12 protein-coding genes are annotated in these 17,489 nt (G+C 75.1%); 10 read left to right on the top strand and 2 right to left on the bottom strand.

What is annotated here, in order from left to right; all coding sequences use genetic code 11:
* Positions 1–31 precede the first annotated feature (31 nt).
* Entirely contained in the window at positions 32–2,908 is a 2,877-nt protein-coding gene (locus tag AMK16_RS24990; protein ID WP_073919564.1) for an FAD-binding and (Fe-S)-binding domain-containing protein, read from the top strand.
* Between the two features lie 59 nt (positions 2,909–2,967).
* Positions 2,968–3,942, top strand: a complete 975-nt coding sequence (locus AMK16_RS24985) for an EamA family transporter (protein WP_073919562.1) — start codon at positions 2,968–2,970, stop codon at positions 3,940–3,942.
* A gap of 162 nt (positions 3,943–4,104) precedes the next feature.
* On the opposite strand, the gene AMK16_RS24980 is transcribed toward AMK16_RS24985, so the two are convergent.
* Positions 4,105–5,727, bottom strand: a complete 1,623-nt coding sequence (locus AMK16_RS24980) for a CocE/NonD family hydrolase (protein ID WP_073919560.1) — start codon at positions 5,725–5,727, stop codon at positions 4,105–4,107.
* A gap of 422 nt (positions 5,728–6,149) precedes the next feature.
* Here AMK16_RS24980 and AMK16_RS24975 point away from each other — a divergent pair, with 422 nt between their 5' ends.
* From AMK16_RS24975 to AMK16_RS24945, 7 genes are all read left to right on the top strand, one after another.
* On the top strand, positions 6,150–6,914 hold the full coding sequence (locus AMK16_RS24975; RefSeq protein WP_073919651.1) for a TIGR03084 family metal-binding protein: 765 nt from the start codon (positions 6,150–6,152) through the stop codon (positions 6,912–6,914).
* Positions 6,911–8,887, top strand: coding sequence for an acyclic terpene utilization AtuA family protein (locus AMK16_RS24970; protein WP_107417236.1), 1,977 nt, complete (start codon positions 6,911–6,913; stop codon positions 8,885–8,887). The genes AMK16_RS24975 and AMK16_RS24970 overlap by 4 nt, the downstream gene beginning before the upstream one ends.
* Positions 8,884–10,482, top strand: coding sequence for an acyl-CoA carboxylase subunit beta (locus AMK16_RS24965; protein WP_073919558.1), 1,599 nt, complete (start codon positions 8,884–8,886; stop codon positions 10,480–10,482). The genes AMK16_RS24970 and AMK16_RS24965 overlap by 4 nt, the downstream gene beginning before the upstream one ends.
* A gap of 8 nt (positions 10,483–10,490) precedes the next feature.
* Positions 10,491–12,419 carry an acetyl/propionyl/methylcrotonyl-CoA carboxylase subunit alpha gene (locus tag AMK16_RS24960; protein ID WP_073919556.1) on the top strand — a complete coding sequence of 643 codons (1,929 nt, stop codon included), beginning with the start codon at positions 10,491–10,493 and terminating at the stop codon, positions 12,417–12,419.
* The gene (locus AMK16_RS24955; RefSeq protein WP_073919554.1) at positions 12,416–13,591 is read left to right on the top strand and encodes an acyl-CoA dehydrogenase family protein; all 1,176 of its coding nucleotides are present in this window, start codon (positions 12,416–12,418) and stop codon (positions 13,589–13,591) included. Before AMK16_RS24960 ends, AMK16_RS24955 begins: the two co-directional genes overlap by 4 nt.
* A 349-nt stretch (positions 13,592–13,940) precedes the next feature.
* Positions 13,941–14,678 carry an enoyl-CoA hydratase family protein gene (locus tag AMK16_RS24950; RefSeq protein WP_073919552.1) on the top strand — a complete coding sequence of 246 codons (738 nt, stop codon included), beginning with the start codon at positions 13,941–13,943 and terminating at the stop codon, positions 14,676–14,678.
* On the top strand, positions 14,666–15,361 hold the full coding sequence (locus tag AMK16_RS24945; protein WP_242438887.1) for a TetR/AcrR family transcriptional regulator: 696 nt from the start codon (positions 14,666–14,668) through the stop codon (positions 15,359–15,361). Before AMK16_RS24950 ends, AMK16_RS24945 begins: the two co-directional genes overlap by 13 nt.
* Positions 15,362–15,464: 103 nt before the next feature.
* Here AMK16_RS24945 and AMK16_RS24940 read toward each other — a convergent pair whose 3' ends face one another.
* Positions 15,465–16,571 (bottom strand): citrate synthase 2, encoded by a 1,107-nt coding sequence (locus tag AMK16_RS24940; protein WP_073919550.1) that lies wholly within the window; start codon positions 16,569–16,571, stop codon positions 15,465–15,467.
* 199 nt (positions 16,572–16,770) lie between these two features.
* Between AMK16_RS24940 and pdxH the strand changes: the two genes are divergently transcribed.
* Positions 16,771–17,433 (top strand): pyridoxamine 5'-phosphate oxidase, encoded by a 663-nt coding sequence (gene pdxH, locus AMK16_RS24935; protein ID WP_199885562.1) that lies wholly within the window; start codon positions 16,771–16,773, stop codon positions 17,431–17,433.
* Positions 17,434–17,489: the final 56 nt, after the last annotated feature.

The raw sequence follows: 17,489 nt of genomic DNA, 5'->3' as shown, positions 1-17,489 counted from the left end.
GACGCGGGCGGACGGTGGGAGGCTGGACGCCGTGACGTCACCCGGGGAACTCGAACGGACATTGCGGGCGGAGCTGCGGGGGGAGGTGGACTTCGGTGCCGCGGCGCGGGCGCTGGTGACCATGGACGCCTCGAACTACCGGCGCGTCCCGCTGGGCGTGGTCGCCCCGCGCGACGCCGAGGACGTGGCGGCCGCGCTGCGCGTGTGCGCGGCGGCCGGCGTCCCGGTCGTCCCGCGCGGCGGCGGGACCTCCATCGCGGGCCAGGCCACGGGGACGGGCGTCGTGCTCGACTTCACCCGGCACATGAACGCCGTGTTGTCGGTGGACCCGGCGGCCCGCACCGCCGTGGTGCAGCCCGGCCTGGTGCTCGACCGGCTGCGCGACGCGGTGCGCCCGTACGGCCTGACCTTCGGCCCGGACCCTTCCACCCGCTCCCGCTGCACCCTCGGCGGCATGATCGGCAACAACGCGTGCGGCGCCCACTCCGTGGCCTGGGGGACCACCGCCGACAACGTGGCCGAGCTGGCGGTGGCGGCCTACGGCGGCGCCGCACACCGGATCTCCACCGGCTGGGCCGGCGCGCCCGCCGGGCTGAGTGAGCTGGTCGACGGGCACCTGGGCCTGCTGCGGACCGGCATGCCGCCGGAGTTCTCCCGGCGGATCTCCGGCTACGACCTCCAGTCCCTGCTGCCCGAGCGCGGCGTGCGGCTCGCGCGGGCGTTCTGCGGCAGCGAGGGCACGCTCGGGGTGGTCACCGAGGCCGTGGTCCGCCTGGTGGAGGCGCCGCGCGCGCCGGTGCTCGCGGTGCTCGGCTACGCCGACGAGACCGCGGCGGCGGACGCCGCCGCCGGGCTGCTGCCGTACGGGCCCCTGACGGTGGAGGGCATGGCGCGGGATCTCGTCGGGGACGCGGCCGGACTGCCGCGCGGCGGCGCGTGGCTGTTCGTGGAGATGCCGGACGCGGGCGCGGCCCTCCCGCTGGTCCGCGGCGCCGACGCCCTCGACGCGCTGGTCGTCGCGGACCCGGCGCGGCAGCGGGCGCTGTGGCGGATCCGCGAGGACGCGGCCGGGACGGCGACCCGGATGCCGGGGGGCGCGGCCGGGGCCGGCCCCGGAGCGGAGTCCGGAGCGGGGGCGATGGCCTGGCCGGGATGGGAGGACTGCGCGGTACCGCCGGCCCGGCTGGGGGCGTACCTGCGGGCGTTCCGCGCCCTGCTGGCGGAGCACGGCCTGCACGGCTCCCCGTACGGGCACTTCGGTGAGGGCTGCGTGCACGTACGGATCGACTTCGACCTGGTCACGCGCGAGGGAGTCGCACGCTTCCGGACGTTCTCGCAGGAGCTGGCCGCCCTCGTCGTCGACCACGGGGGATCGCTGTCCGGGGAGCACGGGGACGGGCAGGCACGGGCGGAGCTGCTGCCCCGGATGTACGGGGCGCGGGTGGTCCGGCTGTTCGGCGCGTACAAGGACGTCTGGGATCCGGCGGGCGGGATGAACCCGGGGATCCTGGCCCGGCCCGCGCGCCTCGACGAGAACCTGCGCTTCGCCGTGCTGCCGCGGACGCCGTTCGCGCAGGACGTCGCCCGCTGCGTGGGCGTCGCGAAGTGCCGGTCGCACGAGTCCGGCACGGCGGCGGTGATGTGCCCGTCCTACCGGGTGACGGGGGAGGAGCGGCACTCCACGCGGGGCCGGGCCCGGCTGCTGCACGAGATGCTGGCGGGGGAGGTCGTCACCGACGGCTGGCGTTCCTCCGAGGTCGCCGGTGCGCTGGACCTGTGCCTGGGCTGCAAGGGCTGCCTCAGTGACTGCCCGGTGGGCGTGGACATGGCCGCGCACAAGGCGGAGTTCCTGCACCGCCACTGGGCGGGCCGGCTCCGGCCCCTCGCCCACTACACCCTGGGCGGGCTCCCGGCCTGGCTCCACCTGATCGCCCGCCTCCGGGCGGCCCGCCCCGTCAACGCACTGGCCCGGCTGTTCCCGGCCCCCGGCCTGACCCGCGAGAGGCCCTTGCCGCAACTGGCCCGCGAACCGTTCTCGCACTGGTGGCGCACCCGCCCGGCGGCGCCGGGGCCGTCCGTGCCGGGCCGGGTTTCCGGCGGGGCGGGGGCTGCGGACCGGGCGGGGGCCGTGGGTCCGGGAGAGGCTGCGGGGCGGGGGCCGGGGGAGGCTGCGGTGCTGGGTTCGGGGCCGGCGGCCGGGAATGCTCCCGTCGTCACCCTCTGGCCGGACACCTTCACCGAGTACCTGGCCCCCGAGGCGGGCCGGGCGGCGGTACGGGTGCTGGAGGACGCGGGGCTGAGGGTGGCCGTCCCCCGGGGCCCGGTGTGCTGCGGACTGACCTACGTCTCCACCGGCCGCCTGGACCGGGCCCGCACGGTCCTGCGCCGCACCCTGGACGCCGTGGACGCCCAGGCCGGCACGCCCGGTCCCGTGCTCGTCCTGGAACCCAGCTGCGCCGCGGCCCTGCGCGGCGACCTGCCCGCCCTGCTGCCCGACGACCCCCGGGCCCGCCGGCTCGCGTCGGCCGTCCGGACCTTCGCCGAGACCCTGGAGGAGTACGCCCCGCAGTGGCGCCCGCCCCGTCTCGACCGGTCGGTGGCCGGCCAGACCCACTGCCACCAGCACGCCGTCCTCGGCGACGCCGCCGACCGCCGGCTGCGCGAGCGCGCGGGCCTGGTGGGCGACCTCAGCGGCGGCTGCTGCGGCCTGGCCGGCAACTTCGGCTTCGAGCCGGGCCACCACGAGGTCTCGGTGGCGTGCGCCGAGGAGCAGCTCCTGCCGTCCCTGCGCGCCGCCCCGGGCGATGCACTCGTCCAGGCCGACGGGTACTCCTGCCGCACCCAGATCGCCCAGCTCGGCGGGGTCCGCGCCCGGCACCTGGCCGAGATCCTGGCCGACGGCCTGTAAGGCAAGGCTTGCACCGGCACTCCTTACGGCTACTCCCGGCGACCCTCTAACCTGGAGAGATGCCCGCACCCTCCTCCCCCTCCCCGGCCGCCGCGGCACCGGAGGCAGCCGCAGCCGCAGCCGCAGCCGCCGCACCGGCCGCCGGGACCGCCGCAGCCGCCGCCGTCCCGCCGCCCGCCAGGGGCGGCCGCTTCGGACCCGTCGCGCTGGTGATCTCGGCGGGGATCTCGGTGCAGTTCGGCGCCGCCCTCGCGGTCATGATCATGCCGAGGGCCGGGGCGGCCGGCGTGGTCACGCTGCGGCTCGCGGCCGCCGCGATCGTGTTGCTGGCCCTGTGCCGGCCCACGCTGCGCGGCTACTCGCGCGCCGACTGGGGCACGGTGCTCGCCTTCGGCGTGACCATGGCCGGCATGAACGGCCTCTTCTACCAGGCCGTGGACCGGATCCCGCTCGGCCCGGCCGTCACCCTGGAGGTGCTGGGTCCGCTCGCCCTCTCCGTGGTCGTCTCGCGGCGCCTGGTGAACCTGCTGTGGGCCGCTCTCGCCCTCGGCGGCGTGGCCCTGCTCTCCGGCAACGGTGGCGGCTTCGGCGACCTCGACCCGGCGGGCGCGGCCTTCGCCCTCGGAGCGGGCGGGATGTGGGCGGCGTACATCGTCTTCAGCGCGCGGACCGGCCGCCGCTTCCCGCAGGCGGACGGCCTGGCCCTGGCGATGGCGGTAGCCGCGGTCATCTCGCTGCCGCTCGGCGTCGTCCAGGCCGGCTCCGACCTGCTGGTCCCCGGCACCCTCGCGCTGGGCGTCGGCGTGGCCGTCCTGTCCTCGGTGCTCCCGTACACCCTGGAACTGCTGGCCCTGCGACGCCTCCCCGCCCCCACCTTCGCGATCCTGATGAGCCTGGAGCCGGCCATCGCGGCCACCGCGGGCTTCCTCGTGCTGGACCAGGCGCTGTCCGCCCTGGACGCGCTGGCGATCGCCCTGGTGATCGCGGCCAGCATGGGCGCGGTCCGCTCCCAGACCCGCCGCACGTCCGTCTGAGAGACCGGGCCCGCCCCGGCGGGGCCCGCCAGGTCCGCCGGGCCCCGCCGATCGGACGGGCCGGGCGCCGTCGCCATGCCCCGCCCCGCCGGCACGGAGGACGGGCGGTGCGGGCGGTGCGGTGCGGGCGGCGGGGGCGGATGCGGCCGGCGGACGGGTCCGCTAGCCCAGGGGCAGGTCCAGGTAGGAGGGCGTCGCGTCCGGCGAGGTGAAGGCGAGCGTCGCCCGCGGCAGGTTGGCGTCCCCGTAGAAGGGGTCCCGGGCGTCGATCACCAGCACCAGCCGGTGGCCGCGCGGGACGTCGTACGCCGTGGCCTGGAGCTCGACGTCCGCGCTGACCAGGCTGTCGGGCGCCGAGTCGAGGTCGGTGTACGGGGCGTGCGTGACGAGGTGCGCCGTGTCGTCGGGCGCCACGTCGAGCAGGTACGCGACGAAGGTCGACTTGGAGTTGGCCGCACGGTAGGTGACGCGCAGCTTCGGCGTGCCCCGGAGCCGGACGCTCTCCCCGGCCGGCGCCGCGGCCCACACCGCGGCCACGGAGCGGTCGATGTCGCCCATCCGGTAGACCTTGGGGCGGCCGGCGATCTCCGCGTACCCGGAGGTGACGACCGTGTCGGCGACGGTGGCCGGGGTGTCCACCCCGCACAGCACGGACGCGGTCCAGCCGGCCTCCGGCTCCTCGGCCAGTTCCCCGCTGCCCGCCAGGTGCAGCCGGTGTACGTGCTCGGTGAGGGAGAGCCAGTTGGGGCGCGGTTCGAGGGTCTTGCTCCACATGACCTCGCCGATCACCTGGTCCTCGGCGTCGATGCCGTTCTCCAGCCCCTTGAGGTGGTGGTCGAACCAGCGGTGGGCGTCCGTCCAGATGCGGTTGGGCAGGCCGAGCATGCCGGACGCCTCGGGGCCGGAGTGGTCGCCGATGGACAGGACGAGGCGCTTGGGCCCGGTCAGCTCGTTGAACATCTTCAGCGTCTGGTTGACCGGGAAGAGCGTCTCGTGCCAGGCGTGCGCGTAGAGGACCGGCACCTGGCGCCGGTTGAGTTCCTTGACGTGCGTGAAGGGCGAGCGGGCGTCCGCCCAGCGCAGCGTGCCCTGGATGTCGCGGCCGGCGAGGACGTCGTCGAAGACGCTCTGCGTCTGCGGGCTCAGCCGCGCCTTCGAGGCCGCTGCGAGCAGCGCCCGTACGGCCTCGACGTGGCGGGTGGAGTTCTCGTAGAACGCTTCCCCCAGATCGCCCCAGCTGCTGAGGGCGACCACCGCGTCGACGCGGGTGTCGTGTGCGGCGACCAGCTGGCCGATGCCCGAACCGTAGGAGTCCCCGAGGAAGCCGATCTTCGTCACCGGGCCGGCCGTGCGCTCGACGATGTGGTCCAGGGCCCGGCTGCCGTCGGCGACGTCGAGCGGACCCGCCACCTCCACCTGGCCCTCCGAGCCCGCGAAGCCGCGGGTGGTGTAGGCGAGGACGTCGTAGCCGCGGGCCGCGAACAGGCCGGCCTGGACGGCGTACGCGAGCCAGCCCAGGTTCGTCCAGGGCGAGGGCATCACGATCACCGGGCGGGCCCGGTCCCCGGTGTGGCGCCACATCGCTGCGTCCAGGAGGTCGCCGCCGGCGCCGGTCACCCGGGCGCGGCTGAAGACGGCCACGGAGCGGACCCGGGCGACCTCGGCCGCCCGGGCGGGGGCGAGGCCGGTGACGTCGCCGCTCTCCAGGGCGGCGACGTAGGCGCCGAGGGCGGTCGCGTCGAGTTCGGGGTAGAGGGAGAAGGGGGCAGGGGCGGCTGGAGTCACGTCAGTTCATCCTCTTCGTCATCGTCGTCGAGTGGCATGAACGTGCTGCGCCCGCCCGGGCCCGGGACGGAACGGCCAGTATCGACGGGACATCCGGTGACGTATCGCGAGTTTCCGGCTTACGGCCGAAATCGCCCGCGCGTGCCCGGCGTGCCCGGCGCGCACGGGGTCGCAGGACCTGCTGCCATGTGACGCCCGGATCAACTTGCCCTCCGCGGGCCTGGGTTGAGGACCGTGGCGGGATCGCGCCGCCCTCCGGCAAAATCATGCAAGCGTGCTTGATTGTTTTGCGGGCACCTGCCAGTCTTCCCCTCACGCCCAGAGGGGAGCGCACCGTGCCCGATCCGTCCGCCGACGCCGCCAGCGCCGCCAGCGCCGCAACCACTGCCGCCGCCGCCAGCGCCGCCGCCGTCTTCGACGATGTGCGGGAGGAGGGCCGGGAACTGGACTCCCTGGTGGCGCGGCTGCCCGCCGCGGACTGGGCCCGGCCCACGCCCGCGCCCGGCTGGAGCATCGCCCACCAGATCGCCCACCTGCACTGGACGGACCGGGCGGCGCTGCTCTCGCTCACGGACCCCGCGGGTTTCGGCCGCATGGTCGAGGAGGCGGTGAAGGCCCCCGACTCCTTCGTCGACGAGGGGGCGCGGGAAGGCGCGGCGCTACCGCCCGCCGAACTGCTCGCCCGCTGGCGCGCCGGGCGCACCGCCCTCGGCGAGGCCCTCGCCAAGGCTTCGCCCGACACCCGTTTCCCCTGGTACGGGCCGCCGATGAAGGCCCCCTCGATGGCGAGCGCCCGGCTCATGGAGACCTGGGCGCACGGCCAGGACGTCGCCGACGCGCTGGGTGTCCGCCGTACGCCGACCGCACGGCTGCGGCACGTGGCCCGGATCGGCGTGCGGGCCCGCGACTACGCCTACGCCGTACGGGCGCTGCCCGCTCCCGCCGAGGAGTTCCGGGTGGAGCTGACGGCGCCCGACGGCCGGGGGGTGTGGGCCTACGGTCCGGCCGGCGCCCCGCAGCGGATCACCGGCCCGGCGCTCGACTTCTGCCTCCTGGTGACCCAGCGCGCCCACCGGGCGGACCTGGCCCTGACGGCGACCGGCGCCGACGCGGACCACTGGCTCGACATCGCCCAGGCGTTCGCGGGACCGGCGGGCCCGGGGCGCGCTCCCGGAGGCTCCCGATGACGGCGTCCCGCCGGCGGCCGCTGCGCATCGGCAACGCGTCGGGTTTCTACGGGGACCGCTCGGGCGCCCTGCGCGAGATGCTGACCGGTGGTCCGCTGGACGTGCTGACCGGCGACTACCTCGCCGAGCTGACCATGCTGATCCTGGGACGCGACCGCCTGAAGGACCCGGGCCTCGGTTACGCCAAGACCTTCCTGCGCGAGCTGGAGGAAGGGCTCGGGCTCGCCCACGACCGCGGCGTGCGGATCGTGACCAACGCGGGCGGCCTCAATCCGGCCGGACTGGCCGCAGCCGTCCGGGCCCTGGCGGCCGAGGTGGGCATACCCCTCTCGGTCGCACACGTCGAGGGCGACGACCTGATGCCGTACGCGCAGGGGGCGCTGACGGCCAACGCCTACCTCGGCGGAGCCGGGATCACGGCCTGCCTGCGGGCGGGCGCGGACGTGGTGGTGACCGGCAGGGTCACGGACGCGGCCCTGGTCAGCGGCCCGGCCGCCTGGTGGTTCAACTGGGCGGCGGACGACCACGACCGGCTGGCGGGAGCGGTGGTCGCGGGTCACGTCCTGGAGTGCGGCACCCAGGCCACCGGCGGCAACTACTCCTTCTTCACCGCGCACGACGTGCGCCGGCCCGGTTTCCCCCTCGCGGAGATATCCGAGGACGGCTCGTCGGTGATCACCAAACACCCGGGCACGGGCGGGGCCGTCACCACCGGCACGGTCACCGCCCAGCTCCTCTACGAGACCCAGGGGACCCGCTACCTCGGCCCGGACGTGACGGCCCGCCTGGACACGGTCCGGCTGAGCGGGGACGGCCCCGACCGCGTGCGCGTCCGGGGGGTGCGCGGAGAAGCCCCGCCGCCCACCCTCAAGGTCGGCGTCACGCGGATCGGCGGCTGGCGCAACGAGGTGGTCTTCGTCCTGACCGGCCTGGACGTCGAGGCGAAGGCGGCCCTGGTCCGCGCGCAGCTCGCCGAGGCCCTGGAAGGCGTGGCCGACGCCACCTGGACCCTGTCCCGCACGGACCACGAGGACGCCGCGACGCAGGAGACGGCGAGCGCGCTGCTGCGCCTCGTGGTCCGCGACCCGTCCCCGGAGCGCGTGGGCCGGGGCCTGACCTCGGCGGCGATCGAACTCGCCCTGGCCAGCTATCCGGGCTTCCACGTGACGGCTCCGCCGGGCCCTGCGCAGCCGTACGGCGTCTTCACGTCCTCCCAGATCCCGGCAGCCGCGGTCCCCCACACGGCCGTCCTCCCCAACGGCACCCGCACTCCGATCCCACCCCCGCCGGCCCAGCCGCTCCCCGCCCCGCCGGCGGATGCCCACGCCGACGCCACCGGGCCCCCGCCGGCCCCGGTCCCCGGCACCTCGCCGGCAAAGCCGCCGCCCCGTCCGGTCCCGCCGGCGTCCGGGGCGGGGAGGTCCGGACGCGGAGCCGGCGAGGTGTCCGGGGCGCAGCCCCGGGGCGGGTCGGCGGTGGACAGCCCCGCGGGGGCCACCCGCCGCGCCCCCTTGGGGGCGGTGGCGGGCGCCCGCAGCGGCGACAAGGGGGGCGACGCCAACGTCGGCCTCTGGGCGGAGACCGACGCCGCCTGGGACTGGCTGCACCGCACCCTCACGGTGACCGCCTTCCGGGACCTGCTCCCCGAGACCCGCGACCTCCCGGTCGTCCGGCACGAGCTGCCGCTCCTGCGGGCGTTGAATTTCACTGTCACCGGCATCCTCGGCGGCGGCGTCGCCTCCGGCCACCGCTTCGACCCGCAGGCCAAGGCCTTGGGCGAATGGCTCCGCTCCCGCCACCTCGACATCCCGGCCCATCTCCTCCCACCCCCGACACCCACCCCGGCCGGCCACCCGCCCACAGCCCCGCCCTCGGCTCCGGCCATGGCCCCGGCTCCGGCCGTGGCCACGCTCCCGTTCCCGTCCGGGCCCCCGGCGCGGGGCCCCGTTCCCGACGCGGAGGTCGGATCATGACCCGCCTCACCACCACCGTGGACCCGCTCGCCCCCGAACACGGCCGGGCCCGCAGCGCCGCGCTGGAGCGCCTCGCCGCCCTCGACGCCGAACACGCCAAAGCCCTTCAAGGCGGCGGCGAGAAGTACACCGCCCGCCACAAGGCCCGCGGCAAGCTCCTGGCCCGCGAACGCATCGAGCTGCTCCTCGACCCGGACACCCCGTTCCTGGAGCTCTCCCCGCTCGCCGCCTGGGGCAGTGACTACCCCGTGGGCGCCTCCATGGTCACCGGCATCGGCACCGTCGAGGGCGTGGAGTGCCTGGTCACCGCCAACGACCCCACCGTCCGCGGCGGAGCCAGCAACCCCTGGACCCTCAGGAAGGCCCTGCGCGCCAACGAGATCGCCCGCCAGAACCGGCTCCCCTGCATCAGCCTGGTCGAGTCCGGCGGCGCCGATCTCCCCTCGCAGAAGGAGATCTTCATCCCGGGCGGGGCGATCTTCCGCGACATCACCAGGCTCTCGGCCGAGGGGATCCCGACCATCGCCGTCGTCTTCGGCAACTCCACCGCCGGAGGCGCGTACGTCCCCGGCATGTCCGACCACACCATCATGATCAAGGACCGCTCCAAGGTGTTCCTCGGCGGTCCGCCGCTGGTCAAGATGGCCACCGGCGAAGAGAGCGACGACGAGTCCCTCGGCGGCGCCGACATGCACGCCCGCACCTCCGGCCTCGCCGACCACTACGCCCTCGACGAGCACGACGCGATCCGCCAGGCCCGCCGCGTCGTCGCCCGTCTGAACCACCGCAAGCCCTACCAGGACCCCCCGCAGGCCGAGGAACCCCTCCACGATCCCGAGGAGCTGCTCGGGATCGTCCCACCCGACCTCAAGACACCCTTCGACCCGCGCGAGGTCATCGCCCGCATCGTCGACGCCTCCGATTTCGACGAGTTCAAGCCCCTCTACGGGACCAGCCTCGTCACCGGCTGGGCCACGCTGCACGGCTATCCCCTCGGCATCCTCGCCAACGCCCGGGGCGTGCTGTTCAGCGCCGAGTCGCAGAAGGCCGCGCAGTTCATCCAGCTCGCCAACCAGCGCGACATCCCGCTGCTGTTCCTCCACAACACCACCGGCTACATGGTCGGCAAGGAGTACGAGCAGAACGGCATCATCAAGCACGGCTCGATGATGATCAACGCGGTCTCCAACTCCCGCGTCCCGCACCTCTCCGTCCTCATCGGCGCGAGCTACGGCGCCGGCCACTACGGCATGTGCGGCCGCGCCTACGAGCCCCGGTTCCTGTTCGCCTGGCCCAGCGCCAAGTCCGCCGTCATGGGCCCCCAGCAGCTCGCGGGCGTGCTGTCCATCGTGTCCCGGCAGTCCGCCGCCGCCAAGGGACAGGCGTATGACGAGGAGGCCGACGCCGGCATGCGTGCCTTCGTCGAGGCGCAGATCGAGTCCGAGTCCCTGCCCATGTTCCTGTCCGGACGGCTCTACGACGACGGGGTGATCGACCCGCGCGACACCCGCACCGTCCTCGGACTGTGCCTGTCCGCCGTCCACAACGCCCCCGTCGAGGGCGCCCGCGGCGGCTTCGGCGTCTTCCGGATGTGAGCCCGCACATGACCCGTACACCCTTGAACTCCGTCCTCGTCGCCAACCGCGGTGAGATCGCCGTCCGCGTCTTCCGCACCGCCCGCGCCCTCGGCCTGGCCACCGTCGCCGTCCACTCCGACCCCGACGAGAACGCCCTGCACGTACGCGACGCCGACGCGGCCGTACGCCTGCCGGGAGCCGCTCCCGCCGACACCTACCTGCGCGGCGACCTGATCATCAAGGCCGCGCTGGCCGCCGGGGCCGATGCCGTCCACCCCGGCTACGGCTTCCTCTCCGAGAACGCCGGCTTCGCCCGCGAGGTCCGGGCCGCCGGCCTGACCTGGATCGGCCCGCCCCCCGAAGCCATCGAGGCCATGGCCTCCAAGACCCGCGCCAAGGAGCTGATGCGGGCCGCCGGAGTCCCGCTCCTGGAACCCGTCGACCCGGCCACCGCCACCACCGCCGACTTCCCCCTCCTCCTCAAGGCCGCCGCCGGCGGCGGCGGACGCGGCATGCGCGTGGTCCGCGACCTCGGCTCCCTGGAGCAGGAGTGGCGAGCCGCCTCCGCCGAGGCCCGTTCCGCCTTCGGCGACGGCGAGGTCTTCGCCGAGCCCTACGTGGAACGCGGCCGCCACGTCGAGGTGCAGATCCTCGCCGACGCCCACGGCACCGTCTGGGCGCTGGGCACCCGCGACTGCTCCCTCCAGCGGCGCCACCAGAAGGTCATCGAGGAGTCCCCGGCCCCCGGCCTCCCCGCTGCCCTGCGCACCACCCTGCACGAGGCCGCCGTCGCCGCCGCCCGCGCCGTGTCGTACGAGGGCGCGGGCACCGTGGAGTTCCTCGTCACCGCCGACGGGCGCGCCCGCTTCCTGGAGATGAACACCCGACTCCAGGTCGAACACCCGGTCACCGAAGCCGTCTTCGGCCTCGACCTCGTCGCCCTGCAACTGCGCGTCGCCGAGGGCGCGGCCCTGCCCCCGCTACCCCCGGAGCCCGTCGGCCACGCCGTCGAAGCCCGCCTCTACGCCGAGGACCCCGCCCGGGACTGGCGTCCCCAGACGGGCGTCCTGCACACCCTCGCCGTCCCCGGCGGCGTTCGCGTGGACACCGGCTTCACCGACGGGGACACCGTCGGCATCCACTACGACCCCATGCTCGCCAAGGTCGTCGCCCACGCCCCGACCCGGACCGAGGCCGTGCGCGTCCTCGCGGCCGCCCTCGCCGGAGCCCGCATCCACGGGCTCACCACCAACCGTGAGCTCCTCGTACGGTCGCTGCGCCACCCGGACTTCGTGGCCGCGCAACTCGACACCGGCTTCTACGAGCGCCACCTCGAAGCCCTGACCGCCGGCGCACCGGACGCCACCCTGGCCGCCCTCGCCGCCGCCCTCGCGGAGGCGGCCCCGGCCCCGGGCGCCCCCCTCGCCGCCCGTCTCGGCGGCTGGCGCAACGTCCGCTCGCAGCCGCAGACCCGCCGCTACACCGCCGCGGGGACCGAGTACGAGGTCCGCCACCAGCCGGTGGACCACCCCGGTGTCCGGGTCCTGTCCGCCGGGCGGGAGCGCGTCCTTCTCGAAGTGGACGGCGTCCGGCGCGTGTTTCACGTGAAACACCCTGCGAACAAGACGGAGGTCTACGTCGACTCGGCCTTCGGCGGCTCCCACACCCTGACCCCCGTGCCCCGGTTCACCGACCCCGAGGACCGCACCGCACCGGGCTCGCTGCTCGCTCCCATGCCCGGCACCGTCGTCCGCGTCGCCGAGGGCCTCGCCCCCGGCAGCCCCGTCACCGCCGGGCAGCCGCTGCTGTGGCTGGAGGCCATGAAGATGGAGCACCGCATCCTCGCTCCCGCCTCCGGCACGCTCACCGCGCTCCACGCCGCGACCGGCCAACAGGTCGAATTCGGCGCCCTGCTCGCCGTGGTCCAGGAAGCACAGGAGGAAACGCAAGCATGAGCTCCACCACCGGCACCACCGTTTCAGAGACCCGGGAACACCAGGACCTGCGCAAGGCGGTCGCCGCCCTGGGCCGGCGCTACGGTCGCGAGTACCTCGCCCGCCTCGCCCGCGAGGGCGGCCACCCCGACGAGCTGTGGGCCGATGCCGCCGAGCTGGGCTACCTCGGCGTCAACCTGCCCGAGGAGTACGGCGGCGGGGGCGGCGGCATCACCGAACTGTCCATCGTCCTCGAAGAACTCGGGGCCGCCGGCTGCCCGCTCCTGATGATGGTCGTCTCACCGGCCATCTGCGGCACGGTGATCGCCCGCTTCGGCACCGACGCGCAGAAGCGGGCATGGCTCCCCGGGCTCGCCGACGGCACCCGCACCATGGCCTTCGGCATCACCGAACCCGACGCCGGGTCCAACTCCCACCGGATCACCACCACGGCCCGCCGCGACGGCGACGCGTGGGTGCTGACCGGCCGGAAGGTCTTCATTTCCGGCGTCGACATCGCCGACGCCACCCTGATCGTGGGCCGTACCGAGGACGCGCGGAGCGGCCGCCTGAAGCCCTGCCTGTTCATCGTCCCGAGGGACACGCCGGGCTTCTCGCGCACGCTCATCGAGATGGAGCTGCAGGCCGCCGAGAAGCAGTGGGAACTGGTCCTGGACGATGTGCGGCTGCCCGCCGACGCCCTCGTCGGGGACGAGGACGCCGGCCTGCTCCAGCTGTTCGCAGGCCTCAACCCCGAGCGGATCATGACGGCCGCCTTCGCCATCGGGATGGGCCGGTACGCCGTCGCCAAGGCCGTCGACTACGCCAGGACCCGCCAGGTGTGGAAGGAACCCATCGGCGCCCACCAGGCCGTGGCCCACCCCCTCGCGGCCGCCCACATCGAGCTGGAACTGGCCCGGCTGATGATGCAGAAGGCGGCCCGACTCTACGACGAGGGCGACGACATGGGGGCGGGGGAGGCCGCGAACATGGCCAAGTACGCGGCCGCGGAGGCCTGTGTGCGGGCGGTGGACCAGTCGGTCCACACTCTGGGCGGTAACGGCCTCACCCGGGAGTACGGCCTCGCCTCCCTCATCACTGCCTCCCGCGTTGCCCGCATCGCCCCCGTCAGCCGCGAGATGATCCTCAACTTCGTCTCCCACCAGACCCTGGGGCTCCCCAAGTCCTACTGACCACGCCGCCCGGGGACGTCTCGCCGATCAGCCCGGTCCCGGCGTTCGAGGCCACCGCCGGCTCCGATCCCCCAGGGCCCCCGACACGGAACCGGCCCCGGGACCCGGCTCTCCCAGGACCGCCGAGCCCCCCGCAGGGGCTCCGGCGCGGGACGTGGCCCCGAACCGGCCCCGGGACCCGGCTCACCCAGGCCCGCCGAGCCCCCACGCAGGGGCTCCGGCGCGGGACGTGGTGCCTGACCGGCCCCGGGACCCGGCTCACCCAGGACCGCCGAGCCCCCCGCAGGGGCCCCGGCATACCCTCCCTGGGGAGGAACCGCCCCACCCGCCCACCCCCTCCGGAGGAGACATGGCCCTACTCGTGCACGCCGCCCACACCACCGGCGTCACCACCCTCACCCTGGACTCCCCGGCCAACCGCAACGCCCTCTCCGCGGACCTCGTCGCCGGGCTGCGCGCGGCCCTCGCCGAGACCGGGGCTGACCCCGCCGTCCGGGCCGTCGTCCTCACCCACACCGGCACCACCTTCTGCGCCGGCGCCGACCTCAAGGCCCCCTGCGATCCGGCCGACTTCCTCGCCCTGCTCCGTGAGGTCGCCGGCCTGCCCAAGCCGGTCCTCGCCCGCGTCACCGGCCACGTCCGCGCCGGCGGCCTCGGCCTGCTCGGCGTCTGCGACGTCGCCGCCGCCGGGCCGCAGTCCTCCTACGCCTTCACCGAGACCCACCTGGGCCTGGCCCCCGCCGTGATCTCCATGCCGCTGCTCCCGCGCCTCGACCCGCGCGCCGCCGCCCGCTACTTCCTGACCGCCGAGCGCTTCGATGCCGCCGAGGCGGCCCGGATCGGCCTGCTCACCCTCCACGCCGACGACGTCGACGCGGCCCTGGAGCCCGTCCTCGCGGGCCTGCGCAAGGCATCCCTGCAGGGCCTGGCCGCCACCAAGGCGCTGACCGCCGCCGCCGTCCGCGAGGCCCTGGACCGCGACGGCGCCCGCCTGACGGAGCTGTCCGCCGGACTCTTCGCCTCCGCCGAGGCCCGCGAGGGCATCACCGCCCGCTTCGAGCGCCGGGACCCGTCATGGTCGCTGTGACCGGCCCCGCGCAGGACGCCGGGCAGGACGCCGGGCAGGGCCCCCCGCAGGACGCCGCGCAGAGCCCCGCGCAGGGTGCCAGGCAGAGCCCCGCACAGGGCCCCAAGCAGGCGCGCAGCCGCGTGACCCGCCGCCACCTCCTGGAGGCGGCCGTCTCCTGCCTGGCCGAACACGGCTGGGCGGGCTCGACCGTCGCCGTCGTCGCCGAGCGGGCCGGCGTGTCCCGGGGCGCGGCCCAGCACCACTTCCCCACCCGTGAGGACCTGTTCACCGCGGCCGTCGCGTACGTGGCGGAGGAGCGGTCCACCGCGCTGCGCGAACTGTTCCATGCCGGGCCGGCCGCCCGCACCGCCGTCGTGGAAGCCCTCGTGGACCTGTACACCGGCACCCTCTTCCGGGCCGCGCTCCAGCTGTGGGTCGCCGCCTCCAACGAGGAGCAGCTGCGCCCCCAGGTCACCGAGCTGGAGGGCCGCGTGGGCCGCGAGACGCACCGCATCGCGGTGGAGCTGCTGAACGCGGACGAGTCCGTCCCGGGCGTCCGGGAGACCGTGCAGGGGCTCCTCGACATGGCCCGCGGCCTGGGGCTGGCCAACGTCCTCACCGACGACACGGGCCGCCGCGCCCGCGTCGTCGCGCAGTGGGCGCGCATCCTGGACGCCGCCCTGGACCGGGGGGCGCCGTGACCGGCCGCGGCGCCCGACGCCGAGGGCGGCGCGCCCCGGCAGGGGACACGGCGCCCTCGGCGTGCGCGCGCAACGCGGACTCGCGCCCTTTTCGGCGCGCGGGTCAGGCCGTCTCGGCCATGTCGGCGTAGCCCTCGATGTCCCGCGGGTCGCGCCGGCCGGGACCGGTGTAGCGGGCCGAGGGGCGCACCAGGCGGCCGGTGCGCTTCTGCTCCAGGATGTGGGCCGACCACCCGGCGGTGCGGGCGCAGCTGAACATGGAGGTGAACATGTGCGCCGGGACCTCCGCGAAGTCCAGCATGATCGCCGCCCAGAACTCCACGTTGGTGGCCAGCACCCGGTCGGGGCGGCGCGCGTGCAGTTCCTCCAGCGCGGCCTTCTCCAGCGCCGCGGCCACCTCGTAGCGCGGGGCGTCGAGCTCCTTGGCGGTGCGCCGCAGCACGCGCGCGCGGGGGTCCTCGGCGCGGTAGACGCGGTGCCCGAAGCCCATCAGCCGCTCGCCCTTGTCCAGGGCCTTCTTCACGTACGCCACGGCGTCGCCGGTGCGCTCGATCTCCTCGATCATGCCGAGCACGCGGGAGGGCGCCCCGCCGTGCAGGGGGCCCGACATGGCGCCGACCGCGCCCGAGAGCGCCGCCGCGACGTCCGCGCCGGTCGAGGCGATCACCCGGGCGGTGAAGGTGGAGGCGTTCATGCCGTGTTCGGCGGCCGAGGTCCAGTAGGCGTCGACGGCCTTCACGTGCCGGGGATCCGGCTCGCCCCGCCAGCGGATCATGAACCGTTCGACCACGGACTCGGCCTTGTCGATCTCCCGCTGCGGCACCATCGGCATGCCCTGGCCGCGCGCGGACTGCGCGACGTACGACAGGGCCATGACGGCGGCCCGGGCGAGGTCGTCGCGCGCGGTGCGCTCGTCGATGTCCAGGAGCGGTTTCAGACCCCACACGGGGGCCAGCATGGCGAGCGCGGACTGCACGTCGACCCGGATGTCGCCGGAGTGGACCGGGATCGGGAAGGGCTCCGCGGCCGGCAGCCCGGGGTTGAACGCGCCGTCGACCAGCAGACCCCACACGTTCCCGAAGGAGACGTGCCCGACGAGGTCTTCGATGTCGACGCCGCGGTAGCGGAGCGAACCGCCTTCCTTGTCCGGTTCGGCGATCTCGGTCTCGAACGCGACGACCCCTTCGAGCCCGGGTACGAAGTCGGACATCAGGCGGCTCCTCAGATAGTGCGAACACGCGCGGCTTCCGGCGTGATTCGCGGTCCGGCGCGGTCATCCCCGTTGATGCCCGGCGCGGCCGATGGTCACCCGTGCGGGGCCGTCGGACCGGCCCCAAGATTTTGTCCGTTCCGGCTGGCCTGCGGAAGCGTGACATACGGCACACCCCCGGCGGCGCTCCTGGGGCAGGATGGCCGACGTGACCGATCAGGACCTTGACCCCGCGACCATGCGCGAGCAGTACCGCTCGGAGATCGTCGCCGAGGAGAGCCTCGCCGCAGACCCGATGCGGCAGTTCGCCCGGTGGTTCCAGCAGGCCGCCGACGCGCACGTCTTCGAACCGAACGCGATGATCGTGTCGACGGCGACCCCGGACGGCCGGCCCAGCTCCCGCACGGTGCTGCTCAAGCAGTTCGACGAGGGCGGCTTCGTGTTCTTCACGAACTACGGGTCCCGCAAGGGCCGCGAACTCGCCGAGAACCCGCACATCGCCCTGCTGTTCCCCTGGCACCCCATCGCCCGTCAGGTGGCCGTCACCGGCACGGCCTCCCCCATCGGCCGGGACGAGACGGCGGCCTACTTCCGCTCCCGCCCGCACGGCTCGCAGCTGGGCGCGTGGGCGAGCGAGCAGTCCACGGTGATCGGCTCCCGCGACGAGCTGGACCGCCGCTACGCCGAGCTGGCCGCCCGCTACCCGCAGGGCGAACAGGTCCCCGTGCCGCCGCAATGGGGCGGGCTGCGGGTGACCCCGCGGGAGGTGGAGTTCTGGCAGGGCCACGAGAACCGTCTCCACGACCGCCTGCGCTACACGCGCGAGGCGTCGGGCTGGCGGATCGAACGCCTCTGCCCGTGACCGGGCGGCGCCGTCCTGCCCGCCCCGCGGTGGTGGACCGGCGGGGCGCCGGGGGG

Origin of the sequence: Streptomyces sp. CB00455, assembly GCF_001905445.1 — a bacterium.
Taxonomy (GTDB): Bacteria; Actinomycetota; Actinomycetes; order Streptomycetales; family Streptomycetaceae; genus Streptomyces.
Note: the sequence above shows the minus strand (reverse complement) of the source record. Positions and strands in the feature narration are given on the sequence as shown.